The following is an 18,971-nucleotide window of genomic DNA, read 5'->3' as shown; positions in this document are numbered from 1 at the left end:
GATGCAGAATCTGAAATTTGCCTTTTCATCTATCATGGCCCACAAGATGCGCTCTTTTCTTACTATGATTGGGATTATCATTGGTGTTTCATCAGTTGTTGTGATTATGGCTCTGGGGGATTCCATGTCTCGTCAGGTCAATAAAAACATGACCAAGTCACAGAAGAATATTCATGTCTTTTTCTCGCCTATTAAAAGTAAAGACGGTTCTTTTACCCAAAAACAATCGGCTTTGACAGTTTCTGGGAAAGAAGAGGAAGTTCCTGTTGAACCACCAAAACCACAAGAGTCTTGGGTCAGGGAGGCGGCTAAACTGAAGGGGGTAGATAGTTACTATGTAACCAACTCAACGAATACCACCTTATCTTATAAAGATAAAAAAGTGGAGCACGCTAGCTTGACGGGTGGGAATATTACCTATATGAAGGCGGTTGAAAATGAAATTGTTGCAGGCCGAAGTCTTATAGCTCAGGATTATAAAGATGTGGCCAGTGTCATTTTACTAGACCAAGAACTTGCTAATAGTCTGTTTGGATCTGCTCAAGAAGCTGTTAACCAGGTTATAGATGTTGGTGGCTTTAGCTATCGTGTCATTGGTGTCTATACCAGCGATGAGGCCAAGACTGCCAAGACTTTTGGTATTGGTGGACTTCCGATTACGACTAATATTTCTCTTGCCAACAACTTCAATATGGATGAGATTTCTGATATTGTCTTCCGGGTTAATGATACCAGTTTGACACCAACTGTGGGACCAGAATTAGCTAGAAAATTGACCGAAATTGCTGGTATTCAGCAAGGGGAGTATCAGGTGGCAGATGCGACTGCAGCCTTCCAAGAAGTACAACAATTGTTCGGCTTTATAACTACGATTATTAGTGCCATTGCAGGAATTTCCCTTTTTGTTGGGGGGACTGGTGTTATGAACATCATGCTGGTTTCGGTGACAGAGCGTACGCGTGAGATTGGTCTCCGTAAGGCTTTGGGTGCGACACGTGCCAATATTTTAATTCAGTTTTTGATTGAATCCATGATTTTGACCTTGCTTGGTGGAGTTATTGGTCTAACCATTGCGACAGGCTTAACAGCTATAGCTGGTCTACTTTTGCAAGGATTGATAGCGGGTATAGAAGTGGGAGTATCAATCCCAGTTGCCCTATTTAGTCTTGCAGTTTCGGCTAGCGTGGGTATGATTTTTGGAGTTTTGCCAGCCAACAAGGCATCGAAACTTGATCCAATTGAAGCCCTTCGTTATGAATAGAATAAACAAGATGGACACTCGTCTATCTTGTTTTTGTATGGATTTCCCTATCGAAAATCATTAAAAATGTGATATAATGAAGTGTTAGAAAAACAGGTTTCATTTGCCTGGAAAGGAAAAATTATGTCTGAAAAGAATTTTTATATTACAACGCCGATTTACTATCCATCTGGTAAACTTCATATCGGTTCTGCCTACACAACCATCGCTTGTGATGTCCTAGCACGTTATAAACGCCTTATGGGTTACGATGTCTTTTATTTGACAGGTCTTGACGAGCATGGTCAGAAAATCCAGCAGAAAGCAGAAGAAGCTGGCATTACACCTCAAGCTTATGTTGATGGGATGGCAGTTGGAGTCAAAGAACTCTGGCAATTACTAGATATCTCATACGATAAATTTATCCGTACAACTGATGACTACCATGAAAAAGTTGTCGCACAAGTCTTTGAACGCTTGCTGGCTCAAGATGACATCTATTTAGGTGAATACTCTGGCTGGTATTCAGTATCAGATGAGGAATTCTTTACAGAAAGCCAGCTTGCAGAAGTATTCCGTGACGAAGCTGGAAATGTGACTGGTGGTATCGCTCCATCAGGTCACGAAGTGGAATGGGTATCTGAAGAGTCTTATTTCCTTCGTCTTAGCAAGTACCAAGATCGTCTAGTAGAATTTTTCAAAGCTCATCCTGAATTTATCACTCCAGATGGTCGTCTGAATGAAATGCTTCGTAACTTCATCGAGCCAGGTTTGGAAGATTTGGCAGTTTCTCGTACAACCTTTACATGGGGTGTGCCAGTGCCATCTAATCCAAAACACGTTGTCTATGTTTGGATTGATGCCCTTCTTAACTATGCTACAGCTCTTGGCTACGGTCAAGATGAACATGGTAACTTTGACAAATTCTGGAATGGAACAGTCTTCCACATGGTAGGAAAAGACATCCTTCGTTTCCACTCAATCTACTGGCCAATCCTTCTTATGATGTTAGATATCAAATTGCCAGATCGTTTGATTGCTCACGGTTGGTTCGTCATGAAAGACGGCAAAATGTCTAAATCTAAAGGGAATGTCGTTTACCCTGAAATGTTGGTAGAACGTTATGGTCTAGATCCACTTCGTTACTACCTCATGCGTAGCCTTCCAGTTGGTTCAGACGGAACCTTCACTCCTGAAGACTATGTAGGCCGTATTAACTATGAATTGGCTAATGACCTTGGGAACCTCCTCAATCGTACGGTTTCTATGATTAACAAGTACTTTGATGGACAAATTCCAGTCTATGTAGAGGGTGTAACAGAGTTTGACCATGCTCTTGCTGAGGTTGTAGAACAATCAATCGCTGACTACCACACCTACATGGAAGCAGTTGACTATCCACGTGCACTTGAAGCAGTCTGGATTCTGATCTCTCGTACCAATAAATACATCGACGAGACAGCACCGTGGGTCTTGGCAAAGGATGAAGCACTTCGAGATCAATTGGCAAGTGTCATGAGTCACTTGGCAGCTAGCCTTCGTGTCGTTGCTCACTTGATTGAGCCATTTATGATGGAAACAAGTCGTGCAGTCTTGAATCAACTTGGCTTGGAAGAAGTAGCAAGTCTTGAAAACTTGAGCTTGGCTGACTTCCCAGAAGATGTGACTGTAGTTGCCAAAGGAACACCAATCTTCCCACGTCTCGATATGGAAGAAGAAATCGCCTATATCAAGGAACAAATGGAAGGCAACAAACCAGCGGTCGAAAAAGAATGGAATCCAGATGAAGTCGAACTCAAACTAAACAAGGAAGAAATCAAGTTTGAAGACTTCGATAAGGTTGAAATTCGTGTCGCAGAAGTCAAAGAAGTGTCTAAAGTAGAAGGTTCAGATAAGTTGCTTCAATTCCGCTTGGATGCTGGTGATGGTGAAGATCGTCAAATCCTTTCAGGAATTGCAAAATACTATCCAAACGAACAAGAATTGGTCGGCAAGAAAGTCCAAATCGTTGCCAACCTTAAACCACGCAAGATGATGAAAAAATATGTCAGCCAAGGGATGATTCTCTCAGCTGAACATGATGGACAATTAACCCTTCTAACAGTTGATCCAGCTGTACCAAATGGAAGTGTGATTGGGTAAAATTAAAACACTAAAGTCAGTTGAAAGACAAAGTCCTTAGACTACAAGTTTCTAAGGACTTTTCTTTGTTGACTAAACTGAGATTTTCATTGATGGGATTCGTATTAAGGTCGCAGACAATAACCACAAATATACTCACTAAGTTCTAGACAAGTAAGCTGGGTTCATGAGTGGCAACTGGAAGTTGACATTGGCTTGGATCTGAAAAAAACACGGGGAAAAAGTCGCTTGCCCCTCAAAAGAAAGCGAAAATCGAAAAAAATTCTACGTTGAAAAGTCATGTGGAAGTTGCTTTTAGAACTTACCTTTATTTTTCTATCTTTATTAGAATGACTTCTAATGTAGAAGTATAATAGATTTTTTGGTATAATAAAAGTTATGGAAATCGAAAAAACCAACCGTATGAATGCGCTCTTTGAATTTTATGCGGCGCTTTTGACAGATAAGCAAATGAATTATATAGAGCTCTACTACGCTGATGATTATAGCCTTGCTGAAATTGCCGAGGAATTTGGTGTCAGTCGTCAGGCTGTTTATGATAATATCAAGCGGACAGAAAAAATTCTGGAAGATTATGAGATGAAATTGCACATGTACTCGGACTACATTGTCCGCAGTCAGATTTTTGACCAGATTTTGGAGCGCTATTCCAAGGATGACTTTCTGAAAGAGCAGATAGAAATTTTAACAAGCATTGATAATAGAGAATAAGAGGAAGAAAAATGGCATTTGAAAGTTTAACAGAACGTTTGCAGAACGTCTTTAAAAATCTACGTAAAAAAGGAAAAATCTCTGAAGCTGATGTCCAAGAGGCAACCAAAGAAATTCGCTTGGCTTTGCTCGAGGCCGACGTTGCCTTGCCTGTTGTAAAGGACTTTATCAAGAAAGTTCGTGAGCGTGCAGTCGGCCATGAGGTTATTGATACCCTTAATCCTGCGCAACAAATTATTAAAATCGTTGATGAGGAACTGACAACCGTTTTAGGTTCTGATACGGCAGAAATTATCAAGTCACCTAAGATTCCTACAATCATCATGATGGTCGGTTTGCAGGGGGCTGGTAAAACAACCTTTGCAGGTAAATTGGCTAACAAACTCAAGAAAGAAGAAAATGCCCGTCCTTTGATGATTGCGGCGGATATTTACCGTCCTGCTGCCATTGACCAGTTGAAAACTCTGGGTAAACAGATTGATGTGCCGGTTTTCGCTCTTGGGACAGAGGTTCCAGCTGTGGAGATTGTTCGTCAAGGTTTGGAACAAGCCCAAGCTAATCATAATGACTATGTCTTGATTGATACGGCAGGTCGTTTGCAGATTGATGAGCTTTTGATGAATGAACTTCGTGACGTGAAAGCACTAGCTCAACCAAACGAAATTCTCCTCGTGGTTGATGCCATGATTGGTCAAGAAGCGGCCAATGTTGCGCGTGAGTTTAATGCTCAGTTGGAAGTCACTGGGGTCATCCTTACCAAGATTGATGGGGATACTCGTGGTGGTGCGGCTCTATCGGTTCGTCACATTACTGGAAAACCAATCAAGTTTACTGGTACAGGTGAAAAGATTACGGACATTGAAACCTTCCACCCAGATCGCATGTCTAGCCGTATCCTTGGTATGGGGGATATGCTCACTTTGATTGAGAAAGCTTCTCAAGAATACGATGAGCAAAAAGCCCTTGAAATGGCTGAGAAGATGCGTGAAAACACATTTGATTTCAATGATTTCATTGATCAGTTGGATCAGGTGCAAAATATGGGGCCGATGGAAGACTTGCTCAAGATGATTCCAGGTATGGCTAACAATCCAGCCCTTCAAAACATGAAGGTAGATGAACGCCAGATTGCTCGCAAACGTGCTATTGTGTCTTCAATGACACCTGAAGAACGTGAAAATCCAGATTTGTTAAATCCGAGCCGTCGCCGTCGTATCGCTGCAGGTTCTGGGAATACCTTTGTCGAAGTTAATAAATTCATCAAAGACTTTAACCAAGCTAAACAGCTTATGCAGGGTGTTATGTCTGGAGATATGAACAAAATGATGAAGCAGATGGGAATCAATCCAAACAATCTTCCTAAAAATATGCCAAATATGGGAGGAATGGATATGTCTGCCCTTGAAGGAATGATGGGACAAGGTGGTATGCCTGACTTATCAGCTCTAGGAGGAGCGGGAATGCCAGATATGAGTCAGATGTTTGGTGGTGGACTAAAAGGTAAAATTGGTGAATTTGCCATGAAACAGTCCATGAAACGCATGGCTAATAAAATGAAGAAAGCGAAGAAGAAACGCAAATAAAAAGGGAAGCAGAAGTGCTTTCCTTTTTGATATAGCATATGTGCTTTCTATGATTAGGCAATTTTCTTAATCGAAAAATTGACTAAATAGAAAGAGAGATTTCAAATCCTTGCGTCCATTCGGATTTTACTGTGATTTCGATTTTTAAAGCATCTGCTAATTGTTTGACTAGATAGAGCCCCATACCTGTTGATTTTTTCCTTGTATCACCTGAATCACCTGTAAAGCCTTTTTCAAAGATATGAGGGAGGTCACAAGCTTTAACTCCGCAACCATTATCCCTAATAATCAGACTTGTGCGCCCCTTATCTTTTGACATAGAAATACTGAGTTCGGGCTTGTCAGAGCTATATTTAAGGGCGTTGGCGAGGATTTGAGAGAGGATAAATTCAAAACTGCGTTGATCGGTGTAGCAGATTCCTTGTATGTTCTCTAGCTGAATCGTAAATTTCTTTTCTTTGAGCAAGGGATCAAAGTTTTCCAAAAGATCTTGGATACACTCTTGGAGGTCAAGGTCTTCAAATAGAAAATCATTTTTTTCACTTTTCATCCTGTAATAGAATAGTATCTGTGATACATTTCCTTGGATTTGATTTTTCACATAGTCCAACTTAAAAGTTGTATCCTTTGGCAACTGGTCACTTTGATTGTCCAAAAGGAGGGAAAGAAGCGATAGAGGGAGTTTGATTTCATGAGCCCATTTTTCAACATAGTCCTCGTATTCGGCTAGTAATGAGTTGAGCTTTCCTATTTCCGCTTGCCTTTGGTAAAGCGCATTTGCGATTTCTTCGATGCTTTCTTTCTCTGAGGCACTTGATAAACGCAATAATTCCAGCTCCGTATCCATCTTAGGATTGGCTATGAAGGCTTTATAGGCAGCGGATTTTTTTCTTTCTTTTCTTATCAGTAGGAATGATAGGATGAAAAAGAGCAGGACAGTAGCTAAAAGATAGAGAATGATGAGGGCTTGAAACTTTCTCACGTCAGAAAGCCAAAGCAGGACAGCTGTGAATAGATCAAATGCTAAGAGAACAAGTAACCAAGGCAGATAGGTAGCCAAATATTTAGGATTCTGTTTCATATTCCCTTTCCTCTTCCAATTTGTAACCGATGCCTCTGACGGACTTGACTTGAAGTGCAATACCAGCCTGTTTCATCACCTTTTTGAGTCTTGCAATATTTACTTGAAGGGCATTTTCATCGATGAACTCAGTTGTATTCCACAGTTTCATGCTTAGTTCTTCTTTTGTGACGACAGAATCAGTTGCCACTAATAAAGTTTCTAACAATTTCCCTTGATTTTGGGGGAGTAAAATCGAGTGTCCATTGATATAAAGGGTATAGGTCTGTCTATCCAGCAGAAAATTATCTTTTTCAAGTAGATTTTGTCTGCCTTCATAGCGTTTCAAGATATTTTCTATACGTGCCAAAAATCTTTCTTTCTTGAAAGGCTTTGTTAGATACTCATCTGCCCCTAATTTCAGGGCGTAGATTTCATCTTTTAATTGTTCACGGGAAGTGAGAACCAATATAGGGACAGAGCGTTTTGACTTGAGATTTTTACAAATTTGAAAACCTGTTTCTCCTGGCAAATTCAAATCCAGTATGATTAGATCTGTATCGTATTGCAGCACTTGCTGGCTTGTATCTTTGAAGTCAGTCAACTTATCAACTTGATAACCCGCTTTCTCTAACAAGATGACAATTTCATCTCGAATCAAGGCTTCATCTTCAATAACCAGAATATGCTTCATATCGGTTCCTCCTTTTCCTATTTTATTCTACCTTATTCATCTCTTTTGGGTTCCATTAATGACAATAAGTACTTGTTGCTATTTTTCTTTACAATTCTGATATAGATGACTTCAAAGCCAGCTAAGAGCAGTACGATCAGCATGGCTGTGATAAATCTCTGCCCCATAACCATTCTTGCGCTAGTGGGCACTATTCCTGTGAGGAGGGAGCTCACTCCGAAGCTACTACTGATAAGTGCAAGGGCTATTGGTAGACCGAAATACCAGTTGACTTGCTTTTCTGACGATTTACAAAGAGTTTCGTAGTTGGCACCAAGATGGATTAAGGTCTGGTATCGTCTATAGGATTGTCTTTGTCCCATCAAAAACTGAACGCCGATAATTGTATTTGCGACAACAAGGAAGATGATAGACAGATAGATGGTGACATAGCTGGCAGAGATAATGTAAAACAATTGTCTTCCCATATTTTGTATATAGCTTTCATAGCCAAGAGAGGTTTGATTTAGCTTTTCATTGGTATCTGAGATAGCTCTCATCAAGCCTTTTTCCTTGACTAGCTCAGGAGCCAAGATACCGCTAACATAGTTCGAATAGCGACCGTCTGTATAGCTCATGAAAATCTCATCTGGAACTATGAGAGCGACAGAGAGGGTTATCTCATGATCCGTTACGATTGGCAAAGACTCCACCTCGCCAATCAATTTTACATCATTTCCCATGACTTTGATTTGAGGCTTTGTCTTTAGGACAGAGTTGACGAGACTTTCATCTGGCAGAAAATCTTTCCCCATATACAAATATGCTTCCTTATTAGTTAGTTCTAGAGGAGGAAGATTGGCAGCCTTTTTAAGTTCATTGTATTCGGAAACTGGTATGAGGTGGGAATTAGTAGACTGTTTAAATTTATGGAGCAAAACTTCCTTGTTCTTGTTGTCTTTTTGATTTTTCAACTCCTTGATGACCTCTTCAAAGGACACGGATTCGTGTTCTTTAGTTTGGCCTACTTTAATTTGCAGAATCTTTGAAAACTGTGATACTAGCCCGGCAGCTTCAAGCTCTTTTTTAACTGCATTTACATCAAGATTTTCATCTGTTTCCTGCTTACTATCTCTAAATGTATAATCCAATACGTGGGTTTGATTGCCTGGATTGCCGCTTGTAATGGCCACACCTGCTCCAAAGAGGCACAAGGCAGAGAAAATTAAGAGGGAGCAGACAGCCAGTATAGTTGAGCGTTGGATAACTAATTCCTGAATCTGTCTAAAATTATAGGCATGAAGTTTTCGATTGTTTCCAAGCTTGACCAAAAAGTCTATAAATAAACGCATACCAAAGAAGAGTAGGATAGTTCCCAGAGTTCCTAAGAGAACGGTGATGCCCATTGTTATGACATTTTCCCAAGCTTGTCCACTCATACCCATGTAATAGGCTGTTCCTAGAAGCAAAATTCCGAGGACAGAAGCAAGAAGGTACACCCCCTTGGGGAGTAGTTTCTTCATCCCAGAAGGAGAATAGGCGAGCAGGTTTCCGATTTCCATATTGGCAGTCTTTGCACTTAAAAGGACAAAAACAGCTAATTTTACGGCTAGGAAGCCGATGACTGTATAGAGTAGAGCTGTGGTAGATAGAGAAAATTGATGTTCAATAATCCCTAGTCCCACAATTTTAGCGGTTATTAGGCTAATCAATTCTGAAATTAAGATGGAAATAGGAAGGCCTATTCCAAGGGCAAGGACACTGTTTCTCAAATCCTCGAGCAGAAGTAGCAAGAACAGTTTGCTTCTTTGCATTCCCAGTGTGAGATAGACACCAAATTCATGTTTTCTCCTTTCCATCTGCATACTGCTTGAGAAGTAGACTAGAAAAAAGAGAATAAAGAGCGTTGCTACATAAAGAATGGGAATCATGCTAAAGAGTTTATTTACAGCGTCACTTTCTATTTGTTTTAGAAAGTGCATCACATCTTGATGAGTCAAAGAAAGGATGATGTAAAAGGAGATAATAGACAGAACCATAGAACTGAAATACAAGCCGTTATTTTTTCGATCTCTCTTGCTATTTCTTGAGACTAATTTAGAAAACATTACCATCACCTCCAGCTAGTGCAGCCATGACCTTTAGTATTCTGTGATAGAAGTCTTCTTGACTTTCTCTTGGATAATCGCGACGGATTTCATGGAATAGTTTTCCATCTTGGATAAACAAGATGCGGTTGCAAAAGCTAGCTGCTACGGAATCGTGGGTCACTATGAGAATGGTGGTTTTTTCCACTTGATTCATTTCGGATAATTTTTGCATCAAAATGGTCGCATTTTTTGAATCCAAAGCTCCTGTGGGCTCGTCCGCAAATACAATCTTAGGGTCTAAAATTAAGGCGCGCGCAGCAGCTACCCTTTGCCGTTGACCACCTGATAATTGAGAAGGGAACTTATCCAGAAGTTCAGAAATATCCAGATATTGGGAAAGTAATTCTAACCGAACCTTGCTTTCGTTGGCATCGACCTCGTGCAAAGACAAGGGAAGTAAAATATTTTCTTTGGCTGTAAGATTGTCCAAGAGCTCAAAATTCTGGAAGAGATAGCCAATTTCCTTGCCTCTATAATCTGCTAATTGGCTCCCTTTTAACTGACCTAAATCCTTTTCTTGCATTTGAATGGAACCGTCAGTTGGCTTGATGATTGTGGCTAGACAGTTAAGAAGAGTTGTTTTCCCAGAACCGCTACTCCCCATAATTCCTAAGAACTCACCTTTTACAACTTGAAAAGATATGCTATCCAAGGCTTTGGTAATATTGGGACCTTTCCCATAATACTTTTTTAATGATTCTACTCGTAAAATTGTGTCCATGTGAAACACCTCCATTTTTTGTTACTATCATTATAATATGAATCAGAGTAGAATAATACTTACGGATGATGTAAGAAATCTTTATCGCTGACTTTTATAATCAGGTTATTGGAGCTATACTTACTATATTATAGCATGGTTTCAGGGATTTAAAAAGAGGAGTAGAGGTTGAAAAATTTTCCTAATATTGAGATCATAAAAAATAATACCACTGAAGTTCATGATCCAGCGGTATTATCTTACAGGAAAATCTATTTCCGTTCTTATTTTCTATTGTTACTTCATTTAGATCTGTCAAAGAATAATTGTAGCAAGCTAGTTTTAAAGAATTCTCTTCAGCCTACACTATTTTTTATCCAAAGATAAATCTCACTATACGATTACTGGCTTTCTCTGTTGCCTTATTAATATCATCTTTTTTCCAATATGGCTTTACATCATTGCCATAAGTTTCTACAAGAGCAGTCGCTAAGGGATAAATGCTATTAATATAGCCTAATTTGCTCTTTTGTGTTGTAGATACCTTTGTTCTAAAACATTCATTTCCAATTGTTTATAACCAATAAAACAGTAAGAGAATTTGATTTTGCTGTTTTTTTGCTTTATAATTACAATAGGTTAAATTTGTATAGTATTAAATTTTCGGAGGATACATGGATGCCAAGAGAAGGAGTGACTATTTACGATTTATTAATTTCTTGCCCTGGCTATCTTCAATTAATTAAGGAAGCTGTTGATAATTTTAATAAACTGTATGGTAGTTTGAATAATATACAAGTATCAATCAAGCATTGGTCAACGGATAGCTTTCCTGAATCAGGTGATAAACCACAGGAATTATTAAATAAGCAAATTGTTAGGGAATGTGATGCAGCTGTTGCTATATTTTGGACAAGATTTGGTACTGCAACAGATAATTATGGATCCGGAACGGAAGAAGAAATTGAGGAGATGCTATCAGCTGACAAACAAGTTTTTATGTACTTTTTAGAAGCTCCGATAATTCCGTCTAATATAGACATTAAGCAATATGAAAAAGTGCAAGAATTTAAAGAAAGATATAAAGATAGAGGGATATTTTTTATAGTTAAAGATGAGATTGATTTTCAAAGGCTTTTTACAAATCATCTATCACTTTATTTTTTAAAATTAATTTCAGAAAAAGAAACTTATCAAAACGAAAATATAAAACCGTTTTTGACAATAAGGGATAAAAAAACATTATCTGACGAAAATATTTTACCTAAACAATTTAGTTTACTGGAGTCAAAATTTATTAATGAAAAGTAAAGTAAGATTAACGAATATATAGATGAACTAAACAGTACCGTAATTTCTGAAGAAGCAGATATATTAGAAGATAAAAGTAAAATGTTGACTATGCCTTCAAAAGAAGATGCGAATGTTGATTTTCTTTATCAAATAGCTGATTCTGTGGCCATTAGTGATAAATTCAAATATACTATAAATGATTTCGCTAAAGAAAACCAAATCAAACTACATGAAAATTTTTGGTATTTAGGGAATTTAATGAAACATAAACTTCAGGTACAAATTCCTTTCGGTAACAGTGGTCCTTCGTATATAGGGTCTGACAAGGAAAAGAAACGCTTTTCTAAATTAAACAAATTATATTGGGAAATAATATCTTACAAAGAGTACATTGAATATTTCACATACATAGATAACATTAAATTTGTCGAACTAATCGTTTCTAACTTAGGTGAAACATATGATGAAGATATCGATATAAAACTGATGGTACCAAAAGGTTGTCTATTAAAACATAATAACTTACTTTATCCAGGGGAGAACATAATTGAGGAGATACAGGAAATTGAGTTAGATGAATTGCTATTTAAAATTGAAGAAAGTGACTCAGTTGATGCTTACGCTTATTTTCAAATAATCCCATCAAATATAGAAAGAATTAATATTAATCCACTTATCGCATATACTACGAGACCTGGTTATGAAGATCAAAAATACAACTATAAAAACTCTTTAGAACACATATTTATATATAAAAATTTTACAAATTCAGAATTTGATATTTTAAGATTTGGCATTGAGTATTTGAAACATAACTCCTCAATGGCATTTCCATCGATACTAATGTTTGAAAATGTACCTCAAACTGTCGAATATGAAATTACTTCAAAGCATATACCGGATGTAGTAAAGGGTAAGATACATTTAAAAATTGATTAATCAGGGTTTATTGTTTAACTGTTTATGAAGGTTTAATAGAAATATATTCAGAAACTTGATGTAGCGATGAAATAATGAATGAAGAAAATGATTTGATTAGTGGGGTTTAATTTAATAATAATTTTTATCGTATTTATGAATTGTCTGAAGATAATAGAGACTATGCTAGAATTGTTAGCGAGTCTAAGAAAGGTATGTATATAGAAAGTACCAAAAAGGTTAAAATGATATTAGGTTTAAATACTGAAAAATAGTTTTTGTTGTTAAATTGTTGTTAAAGCAAAATAAAAAGCCTTAGAAATATTGATTTCTAGGCTTTTTTTAACTCATTAACTCTATTCCCACTCAACTGTTGCAGGTGGTTTACTTGTAATATCGTAGACGATACGGTTAACATGATCCACTTCATTTACGATACGCACAGAAATCTTTTGAAGAACTTCCCAAGGAATTTTGGCAAAGTCAGCAGTCATACCATCGATAGAAGTGATCGCACGGATTGCAATCGTGTAGTCATAAGTACGACCGTCACCCATAACACCGACTGAACGAACGCCTGTGTTGACAGTGAAGTATTGCCAGATATCGCGGTCAAGACCTGCTTTAGCAATTTCCTCACGAAGAATAGCGTCTGACTCACGAACTGTTTCTAGCTTTTCTTCAGTGATTTCACCCATAACACGGATAGCAAGTCCTGGTCCTGGGAATGGTTGGCGCCATACGATATGGTCTGGCATACCAAGCTCTGTACCAAGGGCACGAACTTCGTCTTTATAGAGAGTGTTGAGTGGTTCAATCAATTCAAACTGCATGTCTTCTGGAAGACCACCCACGTTGTGGTGTGACTTGATAGTTTGAGCTGTATCTGTACCAGACTCGATAACGTCTGTATATAAGGTACCTTGAGCAAGGAATTTCACATCTTTGAGCTTACTTGCCTCGTCATCAAATACATACACAAATTCATTACCGATGATTTTACGTTTTTGTTCTGGGTCAGAAACGCCAGCAAGTTTGTCAAGGAAACGTTTAGCAGCGTCTGCTTTGACGATATTCAAACCAAACTTACCACCAAGCATGTCCATAACTTGGTCCGCTTCTCCTTTACGAAGAAGACCGTGGTCCACGAAGATACAGATCAATTGATCACCAATAGCCTTTTGGAGAAGAACCCCAACTACAGATGAATCAACCCCACCGGATAGACCAAGAAGGACACGTTTATCACCGACAGTCTCACGGATTTTTTGGATCTGCATATCGATGAAGTTATCCATTGACCAATCACCTTTAGCCTTACAGATGTTAAGGGCAAAGTTACGAAGGATATCATTTCCGTATACAGAATGACGAACTTCTGGGTGGAATTGGATACCGTAAATGTGTTTATCTGGGTTTTCAATGGCTGCATATGGACAGTCAGCTGAAGTTCCAGTACGAACAAAATCAGCAGGAATCTCAGTAACTGCGTCACCATGACTCATCAAAACAGTCTGTTCATCAGGTGTTGATTCAAAAAGAGCTGATGGTGTATGAGTTAGAGTTGATTGACCGTATTCACGATTTCCAGCATCACCTGCAGGAACAACTTTTCCTCCAAGTTTATGTGTCAACAACTGCATACCGTAACAGATTCCCAAAATTGGAATTCCAAGTTCGAAGATTTCTGGGTCAATATCAAATGAACCATCTTCGTATACAGAGTTTGGACCACCTGATAGGATAATTCCTACAGGATTGATTTCACGAACTTCAGCAGCTGAAATTTTATGGCTTTTTAGTTCTGAAAAAACACCAATCTCACGGATACGGCGTGAAATCAGCTGGTTGTATTGGCTACCATAGTCCAATACGATGATTTTTTCTACATCTTGCAAATCAGTTGAAATGTTGCTCATCTTTTTCCTTTCTCAAAAGAAATATCTTTTTTCAATATTCTATCACAAATAAGGGCGAATTACCAACTAAACAAGGCGAAGTTTGACTTTTTCTAGTTTATTGGGGTACAATAGAGAAAAGATAGAAATGAAGTGAAAAATATGCTACCTGCTTATATGAAAATCCATGATCAGATTAAAAAGGATATTGACGATCACCGTTGGGCTATTGGGGAGAGACTTCCTAGTGAACGAGATTTAGCAGAGCAGTTTGAGGTCAGTCGCATGACCCTCCGCCAAGCCGTATCTCTATTAGTTGAAGAAGGCGTCTTAGAGCGCCGTGTAGGAAGTGGCACCTTTGTTTCCAGTACTCGAGTACAAGAAAAGATGCGAGGGACAACCAGTTTTACTGAAATTGTTAAGTCCCAAGGCAAAGTCCCCTCTAGCCAGCTTATTTCCTACAGAAAAACTATTCCTAATGAACAGGAAGTTGCCAAGCTAGGAATTTCTCCAACGGAGAATATTATCCGAATGGAGCGGGTTCGCTATGCTGACAATATTCCTCTGGTTTATGAAGTTGCATCCATTCCTGAGAAATTTATTAAGAACTTTAAAAAAGAAGAAATTACCAGTCATTTCTTCCAAACTCTACAAAAACATGGCTATCGTATTGGTAAATCACAACAGACTATTTATGCTCGTCTTGCTAAAGAAAAGATTGCCCACTATTTGGAAGTTGAAAGAGGACATGCTATTCTTGGTTTGACTCAGGTTTCCTACCTAGAAGACGGGACAGCTTTTGAATACGTGAAAAGTCAGTATGTTGGCGAACGTTTTGAATTTTATCTTGAGAATAACTAGTCTAGAAAGGCTAGATTTTTTGCTTTCTTAAAAGATTAGAATTGTCAAAGATTAGAATTGTCAAAACAATCTGTCTAGGCTTGATTTTATGGCTTATTTACTATAAAATGAGAAGGAAAAACGTCAAACTTTTATATTGCAAATAGGAGAAAACATGACAAAAACATTAAAACGTCCTGAGGTTTTATCACCTGCAGGGACTTTAGAGAAGCTAAAGGTAGCTGTTCAGTATGGAGCAGATGCTGTCTTTATCGGTGGTCAGGCCTATGGTCTTCGTAGCCGTGCTGGAAACTTTACCTTTGAACAGATGGAAGAAGGCGTCCAGTTTGCTGCCAAGTACGGTGCAAAGGTCTATGTAGCTGCCAACATGGTGATGCACGAAGGAAATGAAGCTGGTGCTGGTGAGTGGTTCCGTAAACTACGTGATATCGGAATCGCGGCAGTTATCGTGTCTGACCCAGCCTTGATTATGATTGCAGCGACAGAAGCACCAGGTCTTGAAATCCACCTCTCTACCCAAGCAAGTGCCACTAACTATGAAACTCTTGAGTTCTGGAAGGAACTGGGCTTAACTCGTGTTGTTTTGGCGCGTGAGGTTTCAATGGAAGAATTAGCTGAAATTCGCAAACGTACAGATGTTGAGATTGAAGCCTTTGTCCACGGAGCCATGTGTATTTCTTACTCTGGTCGTTGTACCCTTTCTAACCACATGAGTATGCGTGATGCCAACCGTGGTGGATGCTCTCAGTCATGCCGTTGGAAATACGACCTTTACGATATGCCATTTGGGAAGGAACGTAAGAGTCTTAAAGGTGAGATTCCAGAAGAATTTTCAATGTCAGCCGTTGACATGTCCATGATTGACCATATTCCAGATATGATTGAAAATGGTGTGGACAGTCTAAAAATCGAAGGACGCATGAAGTCTATTCACTACGTATCAACAGTAACCAACTGCTACAAGGCGGCTGTGGATGCATATCTTGAAAGTCCTGAAAAGTTTGAAGCTATCAAACAAGACTTGGTGGATGAGATGTGGAAGGTTGCCCAACGTGAATTAGCAACAGGTTTCTACTATGGTACACCATCTGAAAATGAGCAGTTGTTTGGTGCTCGTCGTAAAATTCCTGAGTATAAGTTTGTCGCTGAAGTGGTTTCTTATGATGATGCAACACAAACAGCAACTATTCGTCAACGGAACGTTATTAACGAAGGCGACCAAGTTGAGTTTTATGGCCCAGGTTTCCGTCATTTTGAAACGTATATCGAAGATTTACATGATGCCAAAGGCAATAAAATTGACCGCGCTCCAAATCCAATGGAACTCTTGACTATCAAGGTTCCACAACCTGTTCAAGCTGGAGATATGGTTCGAGCTCTCAAAGAAGGACTTATCAATCTTTATAAGGAAGATGGCACCAGCGTCACAGTTCGTGCTTAATAAGCGTGCAGGAGACGAAAGCTTTCTAGTTGCTTTCCCTTTAATCCTACTTACTAAAGAGCATTAGGTTAAAGAAAATATATTAATTTCCATCCGAGATTTCATCTCGGATTTTCATTATTTTTCAGAAAGACCTAGATAATGGAGGGATTTGTTACAAGTTTTTTCCAAAGTTTTCTATATAATAGACTTAAAAATAGTAAAATTGTAAATAATTTTCATTAAACGCTTTCAACGTAAGTAAAAAGTTGACAAATCCAATTTTTAGGACTAAACTAAGTAAGTAAATTTTAATTAAAAGGAGAATTCGTCATGAATTTAACATTTTTCGGTCTATGTCTTGCCTGTATGGGTGTATCTCTTGGTGAAGGTATGTTGATGAACGGTTTGTTGAAATCAGTTGCTCGCCAACCAGATATCATCTCAGAACTACGTAGTTTGATGATCCTAGGGGTTGCCTTTATTGAAGGTACTTTCTTCGTTACTCTTGTCTTTTCATTTATCATCAAATAAAAGAAGTATAAATTGAAAAAGGGAGGATTTTAGATGGAAGAAAGTATTAATCCAACCATCAATATTGGTCCTGTTACCTTTAATTTAACCATAGTAGTTTTGACTTTGTTGACTGTAGCACTTATTTTTGGCTTTATTTATTGGGCAACTCGAAATATGACTTTGAGACCCACAGGAAAACAAAATGTATTAGAGTATTTATTTGATTTTGTTGTTGGATTTACAAAATCAAACCTTGGTCCAATGATAAAGGATTATTCTCTCTTTTATTTCTGTTTATTCCTATTTATGGCCATTGCAAATAATATTGGCTTAATGGCTAGAATTCAGACTACAGATGGTGTAAATCTTTGGACCTCACCAACAGCAAATTTGTCATTTGACTTGGTCTTGTCTTTTACAATTATCTTAATGACACACGTAGAAGGAATTCGTCGTCGTGGAATCAAAAAGTATTTAAAAGCATTTGTAACACCAGGTTTTATGACACCAATGAATCTCTTGGAAGAAGTTACCAATCTCCTTTCACTTGCATTGCGGGTCTTTGGTAATATCTTTGCAGGGGAAGTGATGGCAAGTATGTTAGTCCTACTTTCTCATCAGGCCTTCTATTGGTATCCTATTGCTTTTGGAACAAATCTAATCTGGACTGCATTTTCTGTTTTTATTTCTTGTGTACAAGCATATGTATTTACATTGTTATCTTCAATGTACCTAGGAAATAAAATTAATGATGAAGAATAGAAAGGAGTAGTTTATGAATGTAACAGTAGGTGAATTACTTGGTGATTTTATACTAATCGCTGGTTCCTTTATTCTCTTGCTAGTCTTGGTTAAGAAATATGCTTGGTCAAATTTGGCTAGCATTTTCGAACAAAGAGCAGAAAAAATTGCAGCAGATATTGACGGAGCTGAACAAGCACGTCAAAAAGCAGAAGTATTGGCTCAGAAACGCGAAGATGAATTGGCTGGTAGCCGCAAAGAAGCTAAGACAATCATTGAGAATGCGAAAGAAACAGCTGAGAAAAGCAAAGCTAGTATTTTAGCAGATGCTAAGCTAGAAGCAGGACGCTTGAAAGAAAAAGCGAACCAAGAAATTGCTCAAAATAAAGCTGAAGCTTTACAAAGCGTTAAGGGTGAGGTAGCAGATTTGACAATCAGCTTGGCTGGTAAAATCATCTCACAAAACCTTGACGGTCATGCCCATAAAGAACTCATTGATCAGTATATCGATCAGCTAGGAGAAGCTTAATGGACAAGAAAACAGTAAAGGTAATTGAAAAATACAGCATGCCTTTTGTCCAATTGGTTTTAGAAAAAGGAGAAGAAGACCGTATCTTTTCAGACTTAGCTCAAATCAAGCAAGTTGCTGAAGAAACAGGCTTACCTTCTTTTTTAAAAAAAGTGGCAGTAGACGAGTCTGACAAGGAAAAAACGATTGCGTTCTTCCAAGATTCAGTGTCGACTTTATTGCAAAACTTTATTCAGGTTCTTATCTGCAATCACAGAGCAAATCTTTTTTATGATATTCTTGTAGATTGCTTGAACCGACTTGAAAAAGAAACAAATCGATTTGAAGTGACGATTAGGTCAGCTCATCCTTTAACTGATGAACAGAAGAGTCGCTTGCTCCCTTTGATTGAGAAAAAAATGTCTCTTAAAGTAAGGAGTGTAAAAGAGCAAATCGATGAAAGTCTTATTGGTGGTTTTGTCATTTTTGCCAATCACAAGACAATTGATGTGAGTATTAAACAACAACTTAAAGTTGTTAAAGAAAATTTGAAATAG

At 38.2% G+C, this 18,971-nt stretch carries 17 protein-coding genes; 12 read left to right on the top strand and 5 right to left on the bottom strand.

Annotation, left to right across the window (positions count from 1 at the left end; genetic code table 11):
• Nucleotide 1 precedes the first annotated feature (1 nt).
• The 4 genes from CBI42_RS02770 to ffh all read left to right on the top strand — a co-directional run bounded on the left by CBI42_RS02770 (nucleotide 2) and on the right by ffh (nucleotide 5,676).
• Nucleotides 2-1,261, top strand: coding sequence for an ABC transporter permease (locus CBI42_RS02770; RefSeq protein WP_094753201.1), 1,260 nt, complete (start codon nucleotides 2-4; stop codon nucleotides 1,259-1,261).
• A gap of 123 nt (nucleotides 1,262-1,384) precedes the next feature.
• A complete protein-coding gene (gene metG / locus CBI42_RS02765) occupies nucleotides 1,385-3,382 on the top strand; it encodes a methionine--tRNA ligase (protein WP_094753200.1) in 1,998 nt (665 codons plus the stop codon).
• A 378-nt stretch (nucleotides 3,383-3,760) separates the two neighbouring features.
• Complete coding sequence (locus tag CBI42_RS02760; protein ID WP_049493433.1) at nucleotides 3,761-4,093, top strand: putative DNA-binding protein; 333 nt, start codon at nucleotides 3,761-3,763, stop codon at nucleotides 4,091-4,093.
• Nucleotides 4,094-4,104: 11 nt separating this feature from the next.
• Complete coding sequence (gene ffh, locus CBI42_RS02755; protein ID WP_094753199.1) at nucleotides 4,105-5,676, top strand: signal recognition particle protein; 1,572 nt, start codon at nucleotides 4,105-4,107, stop codon at nucleotides 5,674-5,676.
• A gap of 82 nt (nucleotides 5,677-5,758) precedes the next feature.
• On the opposite strand, the gene CBI42_RS02750 is transcribed toward ffh, so the two are convergent.
• From CBI42_RS02750 to CBI42_RS02735, 4 genes are read right to left on the bottom strand one after another with little or no spacing between them, the layout of a single operon-like run.
• On the bottom strand, nucleotides 5,759-6,757 hold the full coding sequence (locus tag CBI42_RS02750; RefSeq protein WP_094753198.1) for a sensor histidine kinase: 999 nt from the start codon (nucleotides 6,755-6,757) through the stop codon (nucleotides 5,759-5,761).
• A complete protein-coding gene (locus CBI42_RS02745; RefSeq protein ID WP_042751014.1) occupies nucleotides 6,741-7,430 on the bottom strand; it encodes a response regulator transcription factor in 690 nt (229 codons plus the stop codon). Before CBI42_RS02745 ends, CBI42_RS02750 begins: the two co-directional genes overlap by 17 nt.
• Before the next feature lie 32 nt (nucleotides 7,431-7,462).
• On the bottom strand, nucleotides 7,463-9,517 hold the full coding sequence (locus tag CBI42_RS02740; RefSeq protein WP_094753197.1) for an FtsX-like permease family protein: 2,055 nt from the start codon (nucleotides 9,515-9,517) through the stop codon (nucleotides 7,463-7,465).
• A complete protein-coding gene (locus CBI42_RS02735) occupies nucleotides 9,507-10,280 on the bottom strand; it encodes an ABC transporter ATP-binding protein (protein WP_049486916.1) in 774 nt (257 codons plus the stop codon). The genes CBI42_RS02740 and CBI42_RS02735 overlap by 11 nt, the downstream gene beginning before the upstream one ends.
• Nucleotides 10,281-10,937: 657 nt before the next feature.
• Here CBI42_RS02735 and CBI42_RS13210 point away from each other — a divergent pair.
• Nucleotides 10,938-11,570: a DUF4062 domain-containing protein gene (locus CBI42_RS13210; RefSeq protein ID WP_256963625.1), complete on the top strand. Its 633-nt coding sequence runs from the start codon at nucleotides 10,938-10,940 to the stop codon at nucleotides 11,568-11,570.
• Between the two features lie 90 nt (nucleotides 11,571-11,660).
• A complete protein-coding gene (locus CBI42_RS13205; RefSeq protein WP_256963624.1) occupies nucleotides 11,661-12,491 on the top strand; it encodes a hypothetical protein in 831 nt (276 codons plus the stop codon).
• 335 nt (nucleotides 12,492-12,826) lie between these two features.
• On the opposite strand, the gene guaA is transcribed toward CBI42_RS13205, so the two are convergent.
• A complete protein-coding gene (gene guaA / locus CBI42_RS02725) occupies nucleotides 12,827-14,389 on the bottom strand; it encodes a glutamine-hydrolyzing GMP synthase (protein WP_000065712.1) in 1,563 nt (520 codons plus the stop codon).
• 141 nt (nucleotides 14,390-14,530) lie between these two features.
• On the opposite strand from guaA, the gene CBI42_RS02720 reads away from it, so the two are divergent.
• The 6 genes from CBI42_RS02720 (at nucleotide 14,531) to CBI42_RS02695 (ending at nucleotide 18,971) form a co-directional block, all read left to right on the top strand.
• Nucleotides 14,531-15,229, top strand: coding sequence for a GntR family transcriptional regulator (locus tag CBI42_RS02720; protein ID WP_061759028.1), 699 nt, complete (start codon nucleotides 14,531-14,533; stop codon nucleotides 15,227-15,229).
• A gap of 154 nt (nucleotides 15,230-15,383) precedes the next feature.
• Nucleotides 15,384-16,670: a peptidase U32 family protein gene (locus tag CBI42_RS02715; protein WP_024057185.1), complete on the top strand. Its 1,287-nt coding sequence runs from the start codon at nucleotides 15,384-15,386 to the stop codon at nucleotides 16,668-16,670.
• Nucleotides 16,671-16,982: 312 nt separating this feature from the next.
• A complete protein-coding gene (locus tag CBI42_RS02710) occupies nucleotides 16,983-17,183 on the top strand; it encodes a F0F1 ATP synthase subunit C (RefSeq protein ID WP_001054560.1) in 201 nt (66 codons plus the stop codon).
• A gap of 33 nt (nucleotides 17,184-17,216) precedes the next feature.
• Nucleotides 17,217-17,927 (top strand): F0F1 ATP synthase subunit A, encoded by a 711-nt coding sequence (gene atpB, locus CBI42_RS02705; RefSeq protein ID WP_000392870.1) that lies wholly within the window; start codon nucleotides 17,217-17,219, stop codon nucleotides 17,925-17,927.
• A 13-nt stretch (nucleotides 17,928-17,940) separates the two neighbouring features.
• Nucleotides 17,941-18,435: a F0F1 ATP synthase subunit B gene (atpF, locus tag CBI42_RS02700; protein ID WP_020902744.1), complete on the top strand. Its 495-nt coding sequence runs from the start codon at nucleotides 17,941-17,943 to the stop codon at nucleotides 18,433-18,435.
• Nucleotides 18,435-18,971, top strand: coding sequence for a F0F1 ATP synthase subunit delta (locus tag CBI42_RS02695; protein WP_094753196.1), 537 nt, complete (start codon nucleotides 18,435-18,437; stop codon nucleotides 18,969-18,971). The genes atpF and CBI42_RS02695 overlap by 1 nt, the downstream gene beginning before the upstream one ends.

Origin of the sequence: Streptococcus sp. KR (genome assembly GCF_002238115.1) — a bacterium.
GTDB lineage: Bacteria > Bacillota > Bacilli > Lactobacillales > Streptococcaceae > Streptococcus.
This window is presented reverse-complemented; position numbering and strand designations above follow the sequence as displayed.